Here is an 18,404-nt window from a genome sequence, read left to right as displayed (position 1 = left end):
TTATTCGTCTATTGGGAAAATTTCAACATGGGCTTGTTCGCGCATTTCTTGCTGCCAGTTAAAGCTTTCTTCTTTAAATTTACGATTAAATAGCATGCCATGGGCGCGGTTGCGTTTAGCTTGCTCGGTTTTATCAGCTACACGGGTATCGAGTAACTGCACAATATGCCAACCGAATTGGCTTCTAAATGGTTCGCTAATTTCATTTTGCTTAAGTGATAATAAAGTATCTCTAAAGGCTGGAACATAGCTAGTTGGATCAGCCCAATCGTACTCACCACCTTTAAGGGCTGAGCCTGGATCTTCTGAGTATTCTTTAGCAAGTTTTGCAAAGTCGGCTTTATCAGCGCGTAAGTCTTTTACAAAACCGGCAAGCATACTACGTGCTTTTTCTTCACTTAAAATAATAGATGGCTTGATTAAAATATGACGTGAGCGAGTTTCAGTTGTTTCTACAACTTGACGACCACGAACATCTTGGACTTTTATAATATGAAAACCAGCACCAGAGCGCAGCGGACCAATAATAGCGCCTTGCTTTTTACCTTTTACGGCTTCAGCAAATAACGACGGCATTTCGTTAATGCCCATCCAACCTAGTTGTCCACCTTCAAGTGCTTGAGAGCCGCTTGATGATGAAATAGCAATGCGTTTAAATTCTTGCTCGTCATTAAGTAATTCAATTACTTTGTCTGCGCGCGTTTTAGCTGACGCAATTTCATCGGCGCTAGCATCACTAGGAATATCAATTAAAATATGGCCAATGTCATACTCTTCTGCGTTTTGACCTTGGCTTTCCATAATTTTTAGTAAGTTATCTACTTCTTGCTCGCTTACATAAACACGGCGATCAACATTGGCGCGCATAACTTGTTGCGTAGTGATCTCTTTACGAATTTCTTCACGGTATGCTTGAAAGCTTTCTCCCGAGCCCTCAATAGTACGACGTAAATCTGCAACGCTACCGCCTTGCTCTTTAGCCATACTTGCAAGTGTTTGATCTAGTTGGCTGTCTGAAATCTCTAACCCCATACGCTCAGCCATTTGCATCATGAGTGTTTGGTTAACTAATCGCTCTACGGCCTGGACACGTAATGTTTCGTCTTTAGGAAGCTCCTGACTCTGTTCTTCAGCTTGCTTTTTAACACGGTTAACTATGGTGTCCACTTCACTTTTTAAAATAACTCCTTGGTTGACTATGCCAATAACTTTGTCGATTTCAACCGGAGCTGCAAATGCGCTTTGGCATAAGCTAATACTTAAAACTGCTGATGTTAATAATTTTTTTAAATTCATATTCTTTTTACTACTCTTGCTAATAGTACTGTTGTGATCCTAGGGAATACTCAATTTTTAGCGTTAATTAATACTACTTTAACTTTAAAAATAGTGTCCTAGTCATTAAGAAAATACGGTCTACGATAACCAAAAATACCTTGTTGTAATAATTTTTTAGCATCATAACGGCTTTTACTACCTAACCCTTTTAAAACAAAATTCAAACGAATGCTTGAATCAAAAGTCGCCTGTTGTTGCCCTATAGACTGATTTAAGTCGGTAACAATTTGGCGATGGCCAGTAATTTGAAATGCCCAACAGCACGATTCATACTGTAGTCCGCTTAACACTTCGATACTGCGGTTATTTTCAAGGTCGCGGTGATAGCTTGCAATAAACTGCCATTCGTCGCTCACTGGAATGCTTGTAAATAAGCCTGTTTGTTCAATTGCATTACCTGAGACATCATCTGAATACCGATGGTTCAATTGAACTAGCTCATTATCGTCGCCTTTATAGTCGAGCGTTACGTTAGACTGAATAATTTGTTTACCGTCAGTATCATACTGAATACCCGCAGATAAATACCAGCGACGATGCCAATGTACCATGGTTTGTGCTGCAAACAAGGCATTGTAGTTGGTGTCTGAGTTTAATCCTTGCTCTGTAGGTTTGGCTGAATCGCTTAAATAAAATATTTGTCCGGCGCTAAAATTAAATACTTCTTGGTGTTTTTTGTCAAATAACCGAGTCGTTGCACCTAAGGTAAATTGGTTAGCAGCAGCTATTCTATCAACACCTGAAAAGCGTGTGTCTCTAAATAAACCAAAAAAATCATCTTGTAGTTTGGCAGTATCAAATAAGCCAATATCAGATTGATCTTCATTAGGGGTATATAAATATTGTAGCTGTGGCTCTAAAGTTTGAATACCGTCATCAATAAAGTAGGAGGTTTCGCGCTCAAAATTAAGTTGTGTATACAAACGTACTTTTGGCAGTGTACGCGATACGCTTTCGCTGTATTGAGTACCTTCTAAATCACCATGCTGTTTGTAGTTTGTTTGTAATATGCTTACTTCTGATAAAAACGACCATGCATGTTCTTTATAATCAAAGCGAGCTTTTGGCTCAATATGTATTCGAGTAGCTTGATCAATAATAGCTGAGCTATTAGTAAAGTGGCTCACTTCTCCCGATACACTAAAATCAAAGTTGTCGTATTGCCAAGGTGCGGTTTGGGTAAAACTAATTTGTGGCAAAGCGGTATAAGACTCTAAGTGATCGCCCAGTACTTCAAAGTTTTGTACTGTAATATCGGTACGCCAAGTGTCGCCCATATGAGTAAGCGAGCCTGTTCTGTACAATTGAGTATCGGTTTTACTGGCATAATTAGAGTCTAAATCAGTTAAGTAGTTGTCGTCACTCACGTTTGTTATATCAACATTAGCGCGCCAGTTTTCACCTAAATAGCTTTTTTGTTGCCAATGAAACATATAACGATCGCCAAGATCGGGGTCTGAATCATCTTTATTTAAATATTCAATACCCACTAAGCCTTCATGCTCTTGGGTTAAATATCTAAATTCAGTTTGCAGTTGTAAACCTTTACGCGACATATAACGCGGGGTAATGGTGGCATCTAAATTGGGAGCGATATTCCAGTAGTAAGGCGTAATAGTTTCTAAACCATAGCGATCTGAGCTTGAAAAACTAGGCGTAAGTAACCCAGATTTACGGCGCTCATCAAGCGGAAAGGTAAAATAAGGTAAATATAAAACCGGCGTATCTAGGATGCGTAAAACCGCATTATAGGTTTCGCCCCAGCCTTCTTCGCGAGAAAGGTTAATTTCGTCGGCTTCAATGGCCCACACAGGTACTTCGCCAGGGCAAGCAGTAAAGCTTGCATTCATTAGCATTAAGCCAGACTCATCAACGGTGAGTTTTTCAGCGCCACCTTTGCCTAGCTGTTGTGTTAGGCTATATTGTGCACCAAGTAAGCTGATTGCTGAATTATTTAAATCGGCGTTGAGGCCAGTGCTGTTAACTTCGCTTATTTTGTCGCGATAAGTAATTGGCCCAGTAGCATTGAGTAAACCGCGTTGTTTATCGATTAGTGCAGTTTGTGCGGACAAACTCATATTAACGGTGTTAATATCAACATTACCAGTAAATTCAGCGCTTTGTGTGCCTAAAAGCTCTACGTCGTTAGCGCGAATATCAACCATACCTAGCTTTAAGCCAGGAAGCGGTTGCCAAGCTCTGGTTTGCATTGAAGTGCCACAAAACTTGTGTGTCAGTTCAGTTTCGGCAAGCGATGGTGCGCTCAGTACGCTTAGCATCAATATGCCCCAGGTTTTGCTCATTTATCGACCTTTATACGCTGTGATTAATTTCAAGTAGACATAATAAAGGAAAACAATGGCAAAGTAATTAGTGAAAAATAGATAGCTTATAAAATGACACGTTTTGAACGCTTACAACTCTTTATAAATACTCACTTTAGTGAGCAACAATGCACGTTAGCGGCAATTACTGCCGATGCGAGTTTTCGTCGTTATTATCGCTTAAATTGTGCTAATAACAGCTTTATAGTGATGGATTCCGATCCGCTTAAAGTAAATAATGCGCCGTATATCTCGCTTAATAGCGTATTTACGCAGCAAGGATTTTTATTGCCCGCTATTATTGCCAGTGACGAGCAGCAAGGCTTTTTTATTTTAAGTGACTTAGGCAGCACGCACCTAGCAGACATGCTTGATGATGAGCACCGCACCGAGTATTACCAGCAATTAATTAAGCTGAGCGTACAGTGGGCAAAAACACCTGCAGCCGCTGCTATGCAAGCTTATGATAAAAAGTTTATAGCTGTTGAGCTTGGCATATTCAGCCAGTGGTTAATGCATGACTTCATTGATTGTGAACTAACAGCAGAGCAACAAATGCTGTGGCAAACAAGCTGTGATCTGCTTAGTAATACCATGCTTGCTCAGCCTAGCGTTACCATGCACCGCGATTACCATAGTCGTAATATTATGCGCTGCAACCAGCAATGGGCGATCATAGATTATCAAGATGCTGTACGCGGGCCGTTGTGTTACGACTTGGTATCTTTGTTACGCGATTGCTATTTTAAACTGCCAGAGAGCGAATTAACTCATTTAGTTAAATACGGATACGATGAATTTAATCGCCAAGGTTTAATTGCTAATGTTACCTTTAATGAATTTAAATATTGGTTTGATTTAACCGGTTTACAGCGCCATTTAAAAGCGGCAGGTATTTTTTGTCGTTTGTATTTACGTGATGGTAAAAAAGGTTATTTGGCTAATATACTTCCTACACTTGCATACATTGTAGAGGTAGCTGCTAATTACTCAGAGCTACAGGCCCTTGGCTTATTTATACAAAATACCATTGTTCCTAAAGTGGTTGAGCGCTTGGCTAAGGAGCGCACATGAAGGCGATGATTTTAGCGGCCGGGCGCGGACAACGTATGATGCCACTAACGCAAAATATGCCTAAACCTATGTTGGCAGTAGCGGGTAAGCCATTAATTGAGCATCATATTGTTAATCTTAAAGCGGCGGGTATTACCGAAATAGTAATAAACCTTGCGTGGCAAGGTGATAAAATTAAAGATTATTTTGCCAATGGCAGCAAGTGGGGCGTAAATATACGCTATAGCCAAGAAGTGGCAGGTGGCCTTGAAACGGCCGGTGGCATTATTGCTGCGCTGCCCCTATTAGGCGATACCTTTATTGTTATAAATGGCGACATATATACCGATTACGACGTAAGCGCGTTAACTCAACTGCATTTACAAGCGGGTGAGGCGCACATAGTTCTGATAGAAAACCCACCGCATAATCCTAACGGTGATTTTGCACTCAGTCATTTGTCGAGTGATAGTCAAAAATATACATTTTCTGGAATTGGCCGATATCAAGCCGATTTTTTTAACGATTTTGAGCAAGGTGTTCGTCCGCTTGGGCCAATTTTAGCTAAAAAATTAACTGAACATTTAGTCTCTACCGAACTCTACATAGGCCAATGGGATGATGTAGGTACTCCTGAGCGATTATCAGCACTTAATCAACGACAAATTTAATAGAGGTAATAATTTAGATGTGGGGAAAAATACTCGGGTTTATTTTCGGTTTTATGTTTGGCAAAATATTTGGTGCTATTTTTGGCCTATATCTTGGCCATATGTTTGATAAAAGCTTAAAAAAAGATTTTGATAAAGCCGGTGGCTTTTCAAACTTATTTAAAGGTGACGACGTCAACGAGCGTCAAGCGCTGTTTTTTTCTAGCTGTTTTGCAGTTATGGGGCATATTGCTAAATCAAATGGGCGCATTAGCGAAGTACATATTAAAGCGGCAACGTTATTTATGGACGAAATGGGCCTACAAGGCGAAGAGCGCCGCGAAGCACAACATGCATTTCAGTCGGGTAAAGAAAATGATTTTTCATTAAAAGAAACAGTACAAGACTTTAAAGAACGTTTTGCTAAGCGTTATGATTTATTACAGCTATTTTTAGAAATTCAAATTCAAATGGCATTTTCAGATGGTGTACTCGCTGAGCAAGAAAAACTACTTTTACAAGAAGTGAGTAAACAGTTAGGCGTATCTAGAGCGCACTTTGCTTTTGTATTAAAGCGTTACCAAGCAGAGTTTAGCTTTAGGCAGCAGCAACAGCGTTATAAACAACAGCAACAAGGGCAAAGTGGCAGTTACCGTGAAGGTTCAGGCCATCATGTACCACCTAATAATAATATAAACCGCGCACAAGCGTTGGCATTATTAGGGCTTAATGACTCGGCAACAGCGCGAGAAATAAAGCTCGCGTATCGAAAACTGATGGCGCAGCATCACCCTGATAAATTGGTATCGCAAGGTTTACCAAAACATATGATGGAATTAGCGGTCAAAAAAAGCCAAGATATTCAAGCTGCTTACGAGTATTTAAAAAAGTCGGCGTAAAAAGCCGTCTATTTCTTTACTTAGGCGTGCATGTTGATCGGGCTGATTGCGCAAACCAAATAACTGGCGTTGGCGATAATCAAATTTTGCGTTGCGGTTAACCCAGCGCTGACGATTTTTAAGGTTCATTAAAATCTCGTTGTTATCGTTAGCGTAGTAAATATCCAGTAATGGTGGGGCAATTAAAGACGAAGTTTGGCTTAAGTCTTGATTACGTTTACTGTTAGGTAAATAACTGCTTAAACTTATAAATGCATTAAGTCTTGAGTCGGGAAATTGCGCATAATGTTCAAGTAGCACGCCAGCACTGATCCCCTGGGCAATTACTACAATATTATTCGGCTCTGCCATTGCTGTATTATACAGTGCTTCATAGCGGGCGATTAAATTTACTTTATAGTTATCGAGTACCGCGTCACTCACTTTTTCAATGGCATTAACATGGTGTGGCTCAGCACTTTTGTTTACACCAGTATCCTCAATAGTAGCACTTTCAACAGCAGCACTTTCATTATCAGTGCTTTGATTAGCTGTATTTGCATTGTCAGAGCTTTGGGCAAGAATATTTTCAGCTGAGGTGCTTTCAGTTGCAGTGTTTTCGTTAGTTGCAGCAGTGGCTACTTCACTCGCCTGCCAGTTAATATCAGGTACTGTCATTACGTAGGTAGTGTAGCCTAAATTATTTAGTTCTTTGCGTAAAAAGCTCATTCCGGCATTATTGGTCGCGCTTGATTGCCAATCAGGTATAAGCATTACAGTGCCTCTAAAGTCAGCACTCATATACTCGCTGTATAAGGTTAAAAATTCAGTATCGCCAGCTAATATAGGCTTTATTTCATCATTGGGAAGTAAGTGTTGAATATCATTATTTTCAATACTTGCATACGAGGGTGGGGCAATATGCTCTGCTGCAGTTACTTGCACAGTTAAAAGTAGCGCACAGCTTAGCAGTACGTTTAGTTTAATTACCTTTAAATACTGCGCCAATACCATAACCAACTCAAATAAAAAATATTACTTAGATATCGGCGCAGCAGCAAAAAAGTTTAGCGTAACAGGCTAAACTTTAATATTAATTGTTAGCGCTAAAAATCAGGGGCAGCTTCAAATGTAAGTATTTTCTCAGTAGTTGGATGTTTTAAGCTGAGCATTTGTGCATGTAATTGCAAGCGCGGCGCCGCAGCGAGTGCCTCTTTGTGCGCGTAAAGCCTATCACCTAAAATAGGATGGCCTAGGCTTAGCATATGTACACGCAACTGGTGCGAGCGCCCTGTAATAGGGGTTAGTTCTACACGGGTTGCATGTGGTTCACGTTCAAGTATTTTAAAGTGGGTAAGCGACGGCTTACCGTTTTCGTGATCAACCATTTGCTTGGGGCGATTAGGCCAATCGCAAATAAGCGGTAAATCAACCGAGCCGGTTTGCGCCTCAAGTTGCCCATATATCCGGGCAATATAGCGCTTGGCGGTTTCGCGCTCCTGAAACTGCATACTTACATGGCGGTGTGCGGCTTTATTCATTGCCAAGCAAAGTATGCCCGACGTTGCCATATCTAAACGGTGCACTATTTTAGCAGTAGGAAAAACTCGGTTAACACGGCTTATTAAGCAATCGGCATGTTTAGGGTCTTTACCTGGCACGGTTAACAACTCGCTAGGCTTATTAACGATGAGTAAGTCCTCATCCTGATACAGAATAGTTAAATACGGATCTGTTGGGGGATTGTAGTTAATTAACACGGCCGACCTCAGTGATTTACAAGGGCGCCATTTTAGTGGAGTGGGCACTAAGGCTCAAGGAAAAAGAACAAAGTTTAATTGCGTGTTTTTCATACTGGTGTAAAATTACACCAGTATGATTTTTTGAGGTATATATTATGGCAAGGCAAAGCATTTCGCTCACTGAGAAAAATGATTTATGGCTGCGTAATCACATTGAAAATGTAGGTGATTACGCGAATAAAAGCGAATTAGTGAATGACTTAATTCGACGTGCAAGAAGGGCTGAAGCTATCAATAGTAAACTGCTTAAATCTGAAAAAAGTGGCTTTACTAATCAATCTGCTGATGAAATCCTGACTGAATTTAAACTAAATGTTAAGTAATGCGAAAGTTTAAACTCTCAAATGATGCTAAAGAAGACTTACGTCGTATTTATCAGTATGGCTGTAAGGAGTATTCACAGCAGCAAGCAGATACTTATTTTTATGCTTTTTTTACTCTGTTTGAAAAGCTAGCTGCAAATCCTTATCCCTACCAATCAGTTGCTCATATTCGTAAAGGTTATCGACGTGCCGTTTGTGGCTCAGATAGTATTCATTACAGAGTTTATGAAACTGATGTTGAAATAATGGCTGTTTTGGGTGGGCAAGATATAGAAGAGTGGTTGTGATTTACAAGTGATTTTAGAAAGAGTTGAATAGCACTTAACTAATCGTTTTATTGGGTTTTATCAAGTTTTAAGGTGAGCTCAGTAATAAATTTTTTATTACAACAACGCATGCATTAAGTTGAAAATAAAAAGCCTGAGTTCGATACACTACCGAAATCAGGCTTTATTAGCTGCTTAGAAATGAATCCAACTTTATGGGGTCACTTCAAAATACCGCGCTTTCTTCATTCGCACATTAGCAATTTTTTACTAACGGCTGTCAGCTTATCGTCAAAGCGTTAGTGCGAAACCACAATCAAGCGTATCGCATCTAGTTTTAACTGGGTTTTTTCAATGTAGGTAGTCAAATCTGTGCGTTGCTTATCGTAAAAGGTAATTTCTTCTTGGCGAATATTAGGGTTAATTTGCTTAAGGGCAACTAATCGTTGCTGCTCTTCACTTAGTGATGTTTGCATTTTAGCCAGTGACGCAGCACGAATAACTTCAAGCTTTTCTTGTGCCATGTCTTTTGCGGTGCTGATCATTGGGTGAATAGCACTTTGCAATGCGCCGGCTAGTTTACTGGCTGTTTGGCGACCAACGGCAGAAAGCTGCTGATTAAAGCCGTCAAACGCGACGTTTTCACCTAAGTTATTACCTGCTTTATCGAGTAAAATACGAATTGGCGTAGGTGGTAAAAAGCGTCCTACTTGTAATACTTTTGGTGCCATAGCTTCGGCTACAAAAATAAGCTCAACAAAAAAGGTGCCTGGTGGTAGTTTTTTGTTTTTAAGTAAAGCAACCGATGCGCTACCAAAATCGTCGTCACAAATCATATCTAGGGTGCCTTGCACCATAGGATGATCCCAACTAATAAAGTGCACGTCTTCTTGCGAAAGCGCGGTATCGCGGTCAAATGTAACTGTCATGCCATCTTCTCTTAATGCCGGAAACGAGGCGTTTAACATATGCTCGGTTGGCTTTAAGATAATGGTATTTTCGCCTTTATCTTCTTGGCTTACGCCAAAGGTGTCAAATACGTTAATCATGTAACTAGGCAGTTCAAACTGATTGTCTAGTTTTTCAATATCAGCTACCAAAGAGTCGGCTGCGCCTTGGCCCGATGAATGCAGCTCAAGTAAACGGTCGCGTCCGCTTTCCATTTGCTTGCGCAGTACCGCATTTTTTTGTGCTACTTGCTCAAGTAATGGATCTAACTCGTCTTCGTCGCAGTTATGCGCTGCAATGTAATCAAGTAGGTCATCACGGAATTCTTTATACAGCATTTGTCCCGTTGACGAGGTAGATTCGAATGCGTCTAGGCCTTCGTTGTACCAACGTAGTAATACTTCTTGGGCGGTGTTTTCAAAATATGGCACGTGAATGTTCACATCTTGAGTTTGTCCAATGCGGTCTAGTCGGCCAATACGTTGCTCTAGTAAATCTGGGTTTAGTGGTAAATCAAATAACACTAAATGATGTGAAAACTGAAAGTTACGCCCTTCAGAGCCAATTTCAGAACACAGCAGTATTTGCGCGTTGTCGTACTCGTCTGCAAAAAATGCAGCGGCGCGGTCACGCTCAATAATCGACATACCTTCGTGAAACACTGAGGCTTTAATTGCTTCGCGTTCACGTAGTATTTGCTCAAGGCTGATAGCTGTTTCGGCTTTAGCACATATTAGCAGTACTTTTTCACGCTTAAGGGTTTTAAGAGTGTCGATTAGCCAATCTACGCGAGGATCAAATGCTCCCCAGCTGGCGCTTTCGCCTTCAAACTCTTGAAATATTTTTTCTGGGAATAGTGCGCGCTGTGCACTAAGTTCGGGGTTTTGAATGCCGCTCATATTGCCCAGTACTGTCATTGCTGTTTTATATTGCTTTGGCAATGGCATAGGGTAGGCGTGTAATATACGGCTAGGGTAGCCGTCAATGCCGCTGCGGCTATTTCTAAATAAGATGCGGCCGGTGCCGTGGCGATCCAGTAACATGTTAAGTATTTCTTTACGCGCGGGTAAATCACCTTGCTGTGCTTTTGCCAGAATATCGGTAATGTCGGTTTCTTTTAATAGCTCAATTAAAGTCGCTTTAGCGCTCTCGTCTAGGCCTTGCTCTTGGAGTAATTGATTAGCAGCTTCGGCAACGTCTTTGTAATTTGCTTCTTCTTCTTTAAACACGTCGTAGTCGTAAAACCTGTCTGGATCGAGTAGCTGTAGGCGAGCAAAGTGGCTGCTATGACCAAGTTGATCTGGCGTGGCGGTAAGTAAAATAAGGCCCGGAATATCTTGGCTAAGCTCGGCCATACGTTGATACTCTGAGCTTGGCTTGCCATTATTAATACTTAAATGATGCGCTTCATCTATTACTAGTAAATCCCAGTCAGCTAAAGTTGCTTGTTCGAACCAACGTTTTTTCTTGGTTAAAAACTCTAGGCTGGTAAGTACCAGTTGTTCGGTATCAAATACATTTGGCGAGTCGGCAAAGGCTTCGTCGCAACGATCTTCATCAAAAATAGAGAAACGTAAATTAAAGCGGCGCAGCATTTCTACTAACCATTGGTGCTGCAGATTTTCGGGTACTACAATAAGCACACGGCTGGCACGGCCACTAATAATTTGCTGATGTAAAATCATTCCCGCTTCAATTGTTTTACCAAGGCCTACTTCATCTGATAAAAGTACGCGTGGTGCAAAACGTTTACCTACTTCTTGGGCTATATAAAGCTGATGCGGAATAAGATTAGCACGCTGACCAATTAAGCCTTTTATAGGCGACTGTTCACGTTCAAATTTATGTAACCATGTTTGGTAGCGTAGCGTGTAACGATCAAAACGATCTACTTGGCCGGCAAATAAACGATCTTGAGGTTTGTTAAACTTAATAAAATGATCTAGAAAGGTTTCTTTTAGTTTGGCTGCTTCACCATTATCAACACGAGTACCGTGATAACAAAGTAGCTCGCCTTGCACTTCAATAGACTCAACTTCTAATTCCCACTCTTCAACGCTTTTGATCACATCGCCAGGATTAAATGACACACGGGTTACGGGTGCTTCTGCCCAAGAATAAACGCGGCTTTCGCCACTAGCAGGAAATAATATGCTGACCTGACGGCCCTCAATGGCAACAACTGTGCCTAATCCTAAATCTGACTCTGTATCACTGATCCAACGCTGACCTAAGGAAAAATTCATATATGTCTCGTCTATGAAGAAAAAGGCGGCTATGTTACCTGTTAGACAACACCACTGCAAGGCGCTATTAGCCTCACTTTTAATTAATTCGGTAAGTGTGAATTATTCCTAACAAAACGGCTAACATCTGGATCTTTTTTGGGTAAATAAGTACACAGTAAGATAATAAATAGCTCTGCAGCTATTACTTTGAGCGTTAGCAGCATTAAAAATATTTCCTTAGCAAAACCTACTTAATTAACTTTTAAAATGCACTATTTTAGTCAGTCAATTACTTTAGTTTTAAGGTTTAATTAAAACAAAATCGAGTTTGTAATAAAACGGACTTTTATGACAAATAGACTAAACTAAAATTATACCTAAGTAACTAACGAGCCATCACTACTCAAAAGCACTTAGTTAGTTTGGTATAGCATACTCATCATAAAAAGTAAGGAAAGTGCTATGGAAAATGCTTCGAACCTTAAAAGTAAAATGTATGTGCTAGATACCAATGTATTGCTTCACGAACCCCTCGCGTATTTATCGTTTCAAGAGCACCATGTAGTTATTCCGATGACAGTGTTAGAGGAGCTTGATCATATAAAAGATAGAAAACACGATGTAAGCCGTGATGCTCGCGTGGCTATTCGTGGTTTAGATGAAATATTAAAAAATGCCACACCAGAGCAAATGCTCCAAGGCGTAGCCCTTCCTAGCAATAAAAAAGCGAAAACAGCATCAAACGGCACCTTAATTATTGTAAACGATCATTTATTTGCCGACTCTATTTCTGGCCTGCCAGGCAATGAAAACGATCATCGCATTATTAACTGTGCAGTGCATTTACAAAAGCAGCACACAAATAGCAAAGTAATATTAGTCACTAAAGATATAAACATGCGCTTAAAAGCCAAAGGTGCAGGGCTTAATTATGTTGAGGATTACCGCACCGATCAGCTTATAGACGACATTAGCTTACTAACCAGCGGCTACAAAAAAATAGCCGGAGACTTTTGGCAGCATGTTGGCCAATGTAATACTGAGCAATATGGCCGTGAGACCTTGCATCATGTGGCTAAAAACTTAATCCCTGATGTATTTTATAATGAGTATTTAATTGATGAGGGGGATCAGTTTGCAGCGCGAGTTAAATCGTACGATGAGGAGCATATAACCTTAAAAGATATAGGTTATGAGCGATTAATGAACCAAGGTGCATGGGGTATTAAACCAAAAAATATTTACCAAGGTATGGCACTCGATGCTTTATTAGATACCAGCATAGAACTGGTTATTTTAACCGGCCCTGCGGGGTGTGGTAAAACTTTATTGGCGCTTGCTAGTGCACTAGAAATGGTGATCGAAAAAGGCATTTACGACAAAGTAATAGTAACGCGTAATACGCCAGAAATAGCCGAGTCAATTGGCTTTTTACCCGGCACTGAGGAAGAAAAAATGGCGCCATGGCTAGCGGCCATTACCGACACCCTAGAGGTATTACATAAGGGCGACGAAAATCCAATTTCAAGCCGTAATTATATTATGGAAAAAGCCAATATTCAGTTTAAGTCGGTAAATTTTATGCGTGGTCGCAGTATTCAAAATGCAGTAGTTATTTTAGATGAAAGCCAAAACTTAACGGCGGCACAATTAAAAACCATTATTACCCGTTGCGGCGAAGGTACTAAGCTAATTTGTACCGGTAACTTGGCACAAATAGACAGTAACTACTTAACACCGGTTACTTCGGGCTTAACTTATATTGTGGAGCGCTTTAAAAACTTTGAAGGTAGCGCAACAATAAACCTCAATGGTGTGGTACGTAGTCGCCTAGCTTCATTCGCTGAAGAAAACTTATAACTTGCGCTTAACATTATGGCTCGCTAGTCTATTAGCTGATTATTGAGCCATAAAACAGGCAAACAGTTGAAGTTTTTACCCTTAAAAGATTATTACCGCTCTTTAGTTGTGGCTTTGGCCGTGCCTTTGTTTGTGGCTTTATTATTATGTTTGCACCTTTACAATATTAAGGTTGAACGTGCGATAGAAAAGCGCCATGGCGATTTTGCTAATGTATCGGCGCAAATTGAACATACTATGGCTGGGGTAAATAATTTATTTACCGCTATGTTTAATTTGTATCACCAACCTAAGCCGCATTCAGCAGATAGCACAATGCCATTGCACGTTAATCAGTATGATGACTATTACTATCGGTATTTAAGTAATTTAAATGGCGAAATAGTAGGTGCTGGCGAATTTTCTCAATCGCAAAGTGCCTTATTACGCTGGCAAAAAGTCGTTATGTTAGCCCCTTCATTTAACACCACGTTAGCGCTAATACAGTCATTAAGTGCAGTTGCTTATGTTGATGAGCAAGGTTTTGCTTACGTTGCCAGGCGAGATCGTAGCCAAAGTGCCTTTTTAACTGATATTTTAAAAGGCAAATTTAAACCACCACTTTTAACCGAGCAACTCAGCTCTAGCCAAATTATTAAGGTTGCTAATAAAGCCTACTTTGCCATTGGCCGACAACAAGATATTAACTCCCAAGATTACATAGTTCTTATTTATGACTTACAAGCTATTTCTAATTGGCTAAAAAAAGTATCGCCGCAGCAAGGCGAATATATATTTATGAATCAGTATCATGAGGTTATTGCCAGCTCACAAAAGTTGATAAACAAAGCTGTTAAGTTAAATCAATATTGGCCGGCAGTATTAATAGAGCACAATAATACTAAGGAAATTAAAGGTAATCAGTTTTTAATGCAGCCAATTGGTAACTACCCTATACATGCTGCCTACCATGAGCCAATAGAGCAGTTATCTGCGCCGATTATTTACGAAACAGCGATAGAATTTATATTTTTAACCGTGTTTTTAAGCATTATGTTTAGCGTGTTTTTTTGGTTGAGCCAGCGTATTTTTATCAAGCCGATGACCTTTTTAATGCGTTATCTAGAGCATAACGACACTGTAACTGGCGAGCAGTTAAACTATAAAATTCCTTTAAATTGGCAGCCATGGTTTTTAAAGGTAAAAGCTATATTTGCTAAAAATACTCAGCTGGTCGAATCCCTACAGAACGTTAATAAAGATTTAGATAAAAAATTGCAGCTACAGTCTGAAAAACTAACCAGCAGCTACGAAGCCAAAGAGCGTCATTTAGCTTTACTTAATACTGTACTTAATAACGTTCCTGACTTTATTTATTTTAAAAGTATTGATGGCTTATTTTTAGGTTGTAATAAAGCTTTTGAAACATTTATTGGTAAAAAGCAAGCTGAGCTAGTTGGTAAATTAATAGAAAATGAGAGCAGCGATAGTAAAAAAATTAGTAAGCTAGAGCAACAAGTACTACACAATCGCACGCAAATTCAACAACGTATTGATAGCGCAGAACGCTCTTACTTATTAACCATAGCGCCATTTTATAATGAACAGCAACAACTGTTAGGCGTTATGGGGATTGGCCGCGACATAACCGAGCAACAGCAAACCCTACATGCATTAAAAGAATCAGAAACTAAATTTAGAAGTGCGATAGAGTTTGCGGCTAATGGAGTGGTGTTACTTTCGCTTGATCATACTATTTTACAAGCGAATAAAGCGGCTAGAGAGCTATCTTCTGAACAAAATTTATTGGCGGGAGCGCCTTTAAATCGGGTGTTTAGTAACCCCCAATGGCAAGAAATTAAAGCCACGTTAGCGCAATTACTAAATAATAAAAAACGGGTATACCATTTAACTTTAGCGCACGGCGAACTGGCAGATTGGTTACAGCTGAGCGTGTCGTTAGTGTGGAATGAAAATGCCGAGCCGCTGTATTATGTTATTCATATTCAAGATATAAGTATATTAACCAAAGCAAAACATGATGCAGAGCGCGCCACATTAGCAAAAAGTCGATTTATTGCTAATTTAAGTCATGAGATCCGCACACCGCTAAATGCGGTATTTGGTTTACTTGATATGCTTATTGAGCAAGGACTTACGCCAAAACAATTAGAACAAACCGCGCAAGCTAAGCACGCAGCACACAGCTTGTTGTTAATGCTTAACAGAATGCTGGATTTTGCACGGGTAGAAAGTGTGGCAGCGCAGTTAAAACTCGCGCCATTTAGCATTGTTGAGTTGGTTGATATTTGTGAAAGTTTAACGGCACCTTTATGTGAAAACAAAGGGATTGAATTAATTATTGATATTGATCCCTTAATTGCCCCCAACCTTATATGCGACAGCATTCGCTTACAGCAAGTATTAGGTAACTTATTAACTAATGCTGTTAAATTTACTAAAACCGGTAGTATTACCCTTAAAATGGATTTATTACCAAGCGATACCTCAGAGCAACAACATATTTGCTTTAAGGTAATAGATACCGGAGTTGGCATAGATAAAGCCGATCAAAGGCGCTTATTCGATGCCTTTACCCAAGGGGATGAGTCATCTACGCGAACTCATCATGGCGTGGGCTTAGGGCTGGCTATTGTAAAGTCGGCAGTGCTGTTAATGGGTGGCGAAATAGCGCTAAATAGTGAAAAAGGCGAAGGGTGTGAGTTTTACTTTAGTGTTTTATTAGATGTTGTACCTGCTTGTAAGCAGCTACCTGATAATACATTAGTTATTTTATCAGCGGATAGTCACGAATTAACTCAGGTTATAAATGCATTCCCTACGCTTACTTATACTAATTTAGAGCAAATATTAAAATCTCCTCGGGAGCATTTAAAAGCCAAGCAATTAATTATAGGTGCAGCAGATTTACCTGCTTTATTAGCGGTAGCTGTAATTAAAGATATTTTATTTGCAAAAGCAATTACGCTTATTGTTGTAAGTAATCAACCAAGGTTAAATTTGCCGATCAGCATGGGTTTAACTGTACAGCATATTAAAACGTCAGCGCTTGCACAGCGATTGTTTAATTTAAATTTAGAGTCAGCTTTAAAAATAACGAATACAACGAAATTAAACCCAAGTGTGTCGGGTCTGTTAGTGTTAGCGATTGATGATAATCAATTAAACTTAGAAATAATTAGCAGCGTGTTACGCCAAGCAAAAATTAATGTGGTTACAGCCACCAGTGCCATTGATGGTATGGCATTATTACCGAATTTAATGCCAGACTTAATTTTAATGGATGTGCAAATGCCTCATTTAGATGGTTGCCAAGCAACAACTTTAATTAGGCAGCAGTATAGTGCAGAGCAATTACCTATTTTTGCACTAACCGCTCATTGTGAGCCTGCAGATATTGAACGCTCTTTAGCGTGTGGCATGAATAAGCATTTAACTAAACCTGTGGTTGCAGAAGTGCTTATAGGTGCAATAACCGATTTAGCACCTTATAAGCCGAGCTTTTTTGAGTACTCATTTGCTTTAACTCAGTTTAGTTTAAACGAAACACTGCTTAACACTATGATCGGTAAATTTGCTAGTGTGTGCAAAACTCAATTAGCGCAGCTCAAAATAAGTAATAATAAAGATGACTTAATTCGTATAGCGCATAGTATTAAAGGCGTAGCGGGTAATTTAGGCTTTAGTCGACTGTCGCAATGTGCACAGCAAACTGAAAAAGATCTTAAAACAACCGATAAAGCTGTTGAAATAACAACGAAAGAGCTTATTATGCAGTTAGAACAGGTGGTTGTTTTTATAAACGTTTTAGGGGCAATGGATGTCAAAAAAAGCTAAAGTATTAATTGTTGATGATGATGCTCTTAATCGAATTGTACTCGAAAAAACACTTAGCGATGAGCATGAGGTGTTTTTAGTTAAAGGTGGTGACGAAGCGCTTACTTTTATAAAAACAACACAAGTTGATTTAATTATACTCGATATTGTTATGCCAGGGATGAATGGCTACGAAGTACTGGTTAAATTAAAAGAAGATTCAGCAACGCAAATGATCCCGGTTATTTTTATATCGGCAAATAGCAGCCATGATGACGAGTCTAAAGGTTTAGAACTAGGCGCAATGGATTATATAACTAAGCCATTTTGTTCATCAATTGTGCGCGTAAGAGTACGTAATCAACTGCTTATTAAGCAAAAAAATGATTTGCTTGAAATGTTAGCTTCGATTGATGGCCTAACCGAAATACCCAATAGACGCAACCTAGACGAAAACCTATCTCGTGAATGGCGTAAAAGTAAGCGCAACAACACACCACTTTCAGTGCTACTTATGGATATAGATCACTTTAAGCGTTACAACGATACTTATGGGCACCGAGCTGGCGATGACTGCTTAAAAGCGGTGGCTCAAGCACTTGCGGCACAATGTGAGCGTGGCAGTGACTTTATTGCACGCTATGGCGGAGAAGAGTTTGCAGCCGTTTTACCCGGTGTAGATAAAGCTGAAGCGACAGGCTTTGCAAATAAGCTACGTAATGCTGTTAATGCATTAAATATAGCGCATAAAGCATCGCTTAATGCTGAGCATGTAACTATTAGTATTGGTGTAGCTAGTACTGAAAACGCAAGTATTGAAACTGAGCAGGCACTTTTAGAAGAAGCTGATTTAGGTTTATATGCAGCGAAAGAGGGTGGCCGTAATCAAGTTGTTGCCCGCTAATTAAACTTTTATTT

General features: G+C 39.8%; 14 protein-coding genes. 9 read left to right on the top strand and 5 right to left on the bottom strand.

Annotated features, from left to right (window positions below):
* Both surA and lptD read right to left on the bottom strand, forming a co-directional pair.
* A complete protein-coding gene (gene surA / locus I6F41_RS02720; RefSeq protein ID WP_182683895.1) occupies positions 1 to 1,296 on the bottom strand; it encodes a peptidylprolyl isomerase SurA in 1,296 nt (431 codons plus the stop codon).
* A 98-nt stretch (positions 1,297 to 1,394) separates the two neighbouring features.
* Positions 1,395 to 3,641, bottom strand: a complete 2,247-nt coding sequence (gene lptD, locus I6F41_RS02715; protein WP_041454580.1) for an LPS assembly protein LptD — start codon at positions 3,639 to 3,641, stop codon at positions 1,395 to 1,397.
* Positions 3,642 to 3,734: 93 nt separating this feature from the next.
* Here lptD and I6F41_RS02710 point away from each other — a divergent pair, with 93 nt between their 5' ends.
* From I6F41_RS02710 to djlA, 3 genes are read left to right on the top strand one after another with little or no spacing between them, the layout of a single operon-like run.
* Complete coding sequence (locus I6F41_RS02710; RefSeq protein ID WP_182683896.1) at positions 3,735 to 4,736, top strand: aminoglycoside phosphotransferase family protein; 1,002 nt, start codon at positions 3,735 to 3,737, stop codon at positions 4,734 to 4,736.
* Positions 4,733 to 5,386, top strand: a complete 654-nt coding sequence (gene murU / locus I6F41_RS02705; RefSeq protein WP_058374205.1) for an N-acetylmuramate alpha-1-phosphate uridylyltransferase MurU — start codon at positions 4,733 to 4,735, stop codon at positions 5,384 to 5,386. The genes I6F41_RS02710 and murU overlap by 4 nt, the downstream gene beginning before the upstream one ends.
* Before the next feature lie 17 nt (positions 5,387 to 5,403).
* On the top strand, positions 5,404 to 6,264 hold the full coding sequence (djlA, locus tag I6F41_RS02700; RefSeq protein ID WP_182683897.1) for a co-chaperone DjlA: 861 nt from the start codon (positions 5,404 to 5,406) through the stop codon (positions 6,262 to 6,264).
* Here djlA and I6F41_RS02695 read toward each other — a convergent pair.
* Together I6F41_RS02695 and rluA are read right to left on the bottom strand one after the other, a co-directional pair.
* Complete coding sequence (locus tag I6F41_RS02695; RefSeq protein ID WP_182683898.1) at positions 6,247 to 7,257, bottom strand: DUF3530 family protein; 1,011 nt, start codon at positions 7,255 to 7,257, stop codon at positions 6,247 to 6,249. The genes djlA and I6F41_RS02695 overlap by 18 nt on opposite strands.
* Before the next feature lie 92 nt (positions 7,258 to 7,349).
* Complete coding sequence (rluA, locus tag I6F41_RS02690; RefSeq protein WP_182683899.1) at positions 7,350 to 8,003, bottom strand: bifunctional tRNA pseudouridine(32) synthase/23S rRNA pseudouridine(746) synthase RluA; 654 nt, start codon at positions 8,001 to 8,003, stop codon at positions 7,350 to 7,352.
* A gap of 137 nt (positions 8,004 to 8,140) precedes the next feature.
* Here rluA and I6F41_RS02685 point away from each other — a divergent pair, with 137 nt between their 5' ends.
* The 3 genes from I6F41_RS02685 to I6F41_RS18140 all read left to right on the top strand — a co-directional run bounded on the left by I6F41_RS02685 (position 8,141) and on the right by I6F41_RS18140 (position 8,833).
* The gene (locus tag I6F41_RS02685) at positions 8,141 to 8,368 is read left to right on the top strand and encodes a ribbon-helix-helix domain-containing protein (protein ID WP_011329274.1); all 228 of its coding nucleotides are present in this window, start codon (positions 8,141 to 8,143) and stop codon (positions 8,366 to 8,368) included.
* Complete coding sequence (locus tag I6F41_RS02680) at positions 8,368 to 8,655, top strand: type II toxin-antitoxin system RelE/ParE family toxin (protein ID WP_182683900.1); 288 nt, start codon at positions 8,368 to 8,370, stop codon at positions 8,653 to 8,655. The genes I6F41_RS02685 and I6F41_RS02680 overlap by 1 nt, the downstream gene beginning before the upstream one ends.
* An 88-nt stretch (positions 8,656 to 8,743) precedes the next feature.
* Positions 8,744 to 8,833, top strand: a complete 90-nt coding sequence (locus tag I6F41_RS18140) for an IS3 family transposase (protein WP_404936205.1) — start codon at positions 8,744 to 8,746, stop codon at positions 8,831 to 8,833.
* Positions 8,834 to 8,933: 100 nt separating this feature from the next.
* Here I6F41_RS18140 and rapA read toward each other — a convergent pair whose 3' ends face one another.
* On the bottom strand, positions 8,934 to 11,828 hold the full coding sequence (rapA, locus tag I6F41_RS02675; RefSeq protein ID WP_011329272.1) for an RNA polymerase-associated protein RapA: 2,895 nt from the start codon (positions 11,826 to 11,828) through the stop codon (positions 8,934 to 8,936).
* A gap of 444 nt (positions 11,829 to 12,272) precedes the next feature.
* Here rapA and I6F41_RS02670 point away from each other — a divergent pair, with 444 nt between their 5' ends.
* The 3 genes from I6F41_RS02670 (at position 12,273) to I6F41_RS02660 (ending at position 18,390) form a co-directional block, all read left to right on the top strand.
* Entirely contained in the window at positions 12,273 to 13,670 is a 1,398-nt protein-coding gene (locus I6F41_RS02670; RefSeq protein WP_086997728.1) for a PhoH family protein, read from the top strand.
* A 66-nt stretch (positions 13,671 to 13,736) separates the two neighbouring features.
* A complete protein-coding gene (locus tag I6F41_RS02665) occupies positions 13,737 to 17,507 on the top strand; it encodes a PAS domain-containing hybrid sensor histidine kinase/response regulator (protein ID WP_182683901.1) in 3,771 nt (1,256 codons plus the stop codon).
* A complete protein-coding gene (locus I6F41_RS02660; protein ID WP_182683902.1) occupies positions 17,491 to 18,390 on the top strand; it encodes a GGDEF domain-containing response regulator in 900 nt (299 codons plus the stop codon). The genes I6F41_RS02665 and I6F41_RS02660 overlap by 17 nt, the downstream gene beginning before the upstream one ends.
* The last annotated feature ends 14 nt before the right edge of the window (positions 18,391 to 18,404 follow it).

Source organism: Pseudoalteromonas sp. SCQQ13 (assembly GCF_015864415.1).
Classification (GTDB): domain Bacteria; phylum Pseudomonadota; class Gammaproteobacteria; order Enterobacterales; family Alteromonadaceae; genus Pseudoalteromonas; species Pseudoalteromonas nigrifaciens.
The sequence above is the reverse complement of the archived record's forward strand: the minus strand, read 5'-3'. Positions and strand labels throughout refer to the sequence as shown.

What these genes read in the sequence shown, in the direction of transcription:
- surA (WP_182683895.1), bottom strand. Translation starts at nt 1,296, where the DNA reads ATGAATTTAAAAAAATTATTAACATCAGCAGTTTTAAGTATTAGCTTA.
- lptD (WP_041454580.1), bottom strand. Translation starts at nt 3,641, where the DNA reads ATGAGCAAAACCTGGGGCATATTGATGCTAAGCGTACTGAGCGCACCA.
- I6F41_RS02710 (WP_182683896.1), top strand. Translation starts at nt 3,735, where the DNA reads ATGACACGTTTTGAACGCTTACAACTCTTTATAAATACTCACTTTAGT.
- murU (WP_058374205.1), top strand. Translation starts at nt 4,733, where the DNA reads ATGAAGGCGATGATTTTAGCGGCCGGGCGCGGACAACGTATGATGCCA.
- djlA (WP_182683897.1), top strand. Translation starts at nt 5,404, where the DNA reads ATGTGGGGAAAAATACTCGGGTTTATTTTCGGTTTTATGTTTGGCAAA.
- I6F41_RS02695 (WP_182683898.1), bottom strand. Translation starts at nt 7,257, where the DNA reads ATGGTATTGGCGCAGTATTTAAAGGTAATTAAACTAAACGTACTGCTA.
- I6F41_RS02685 (WP_011329274.1), top strand. Translation starts at nt 8,141, where the DNA reads ATGGCAAGGCAAAGCATTTCGCTCACTGAGAAAAATGATTTATGGCTG.
- I6F41_RS02680 (WP_182683900.1), top strand. Translation starts at nt 8,368, where the DNA reads ATGCGAAAGTTTAAACTCTCAAATGATGCTAAAGAAGACTTACGTCGT.
- rapA (WP_011329272.1), bottom strand. Translation starts at nt 11,828, where the DNA reads ATGAATTTTTCCTTAGGTCAGCGTTGGATCAGTGATACAGAGTCAGAT.
- I6F41_RS02670 (WP_086997728.1), top strand. Translation starts at nt 12,273, where the DNA reads ATGGAAAATGCTTCGAACCTTAAAAGTAAAATGTATGTGCTAGATACC.
- I6F41_RS02660 (WP_182683902.1), top strand. Translation starts at nt 17,491, where the DNA reads ATGTCAAAAAAAGCTAAAGTATTAATTGTTGATGATGATGCTCTTAAT.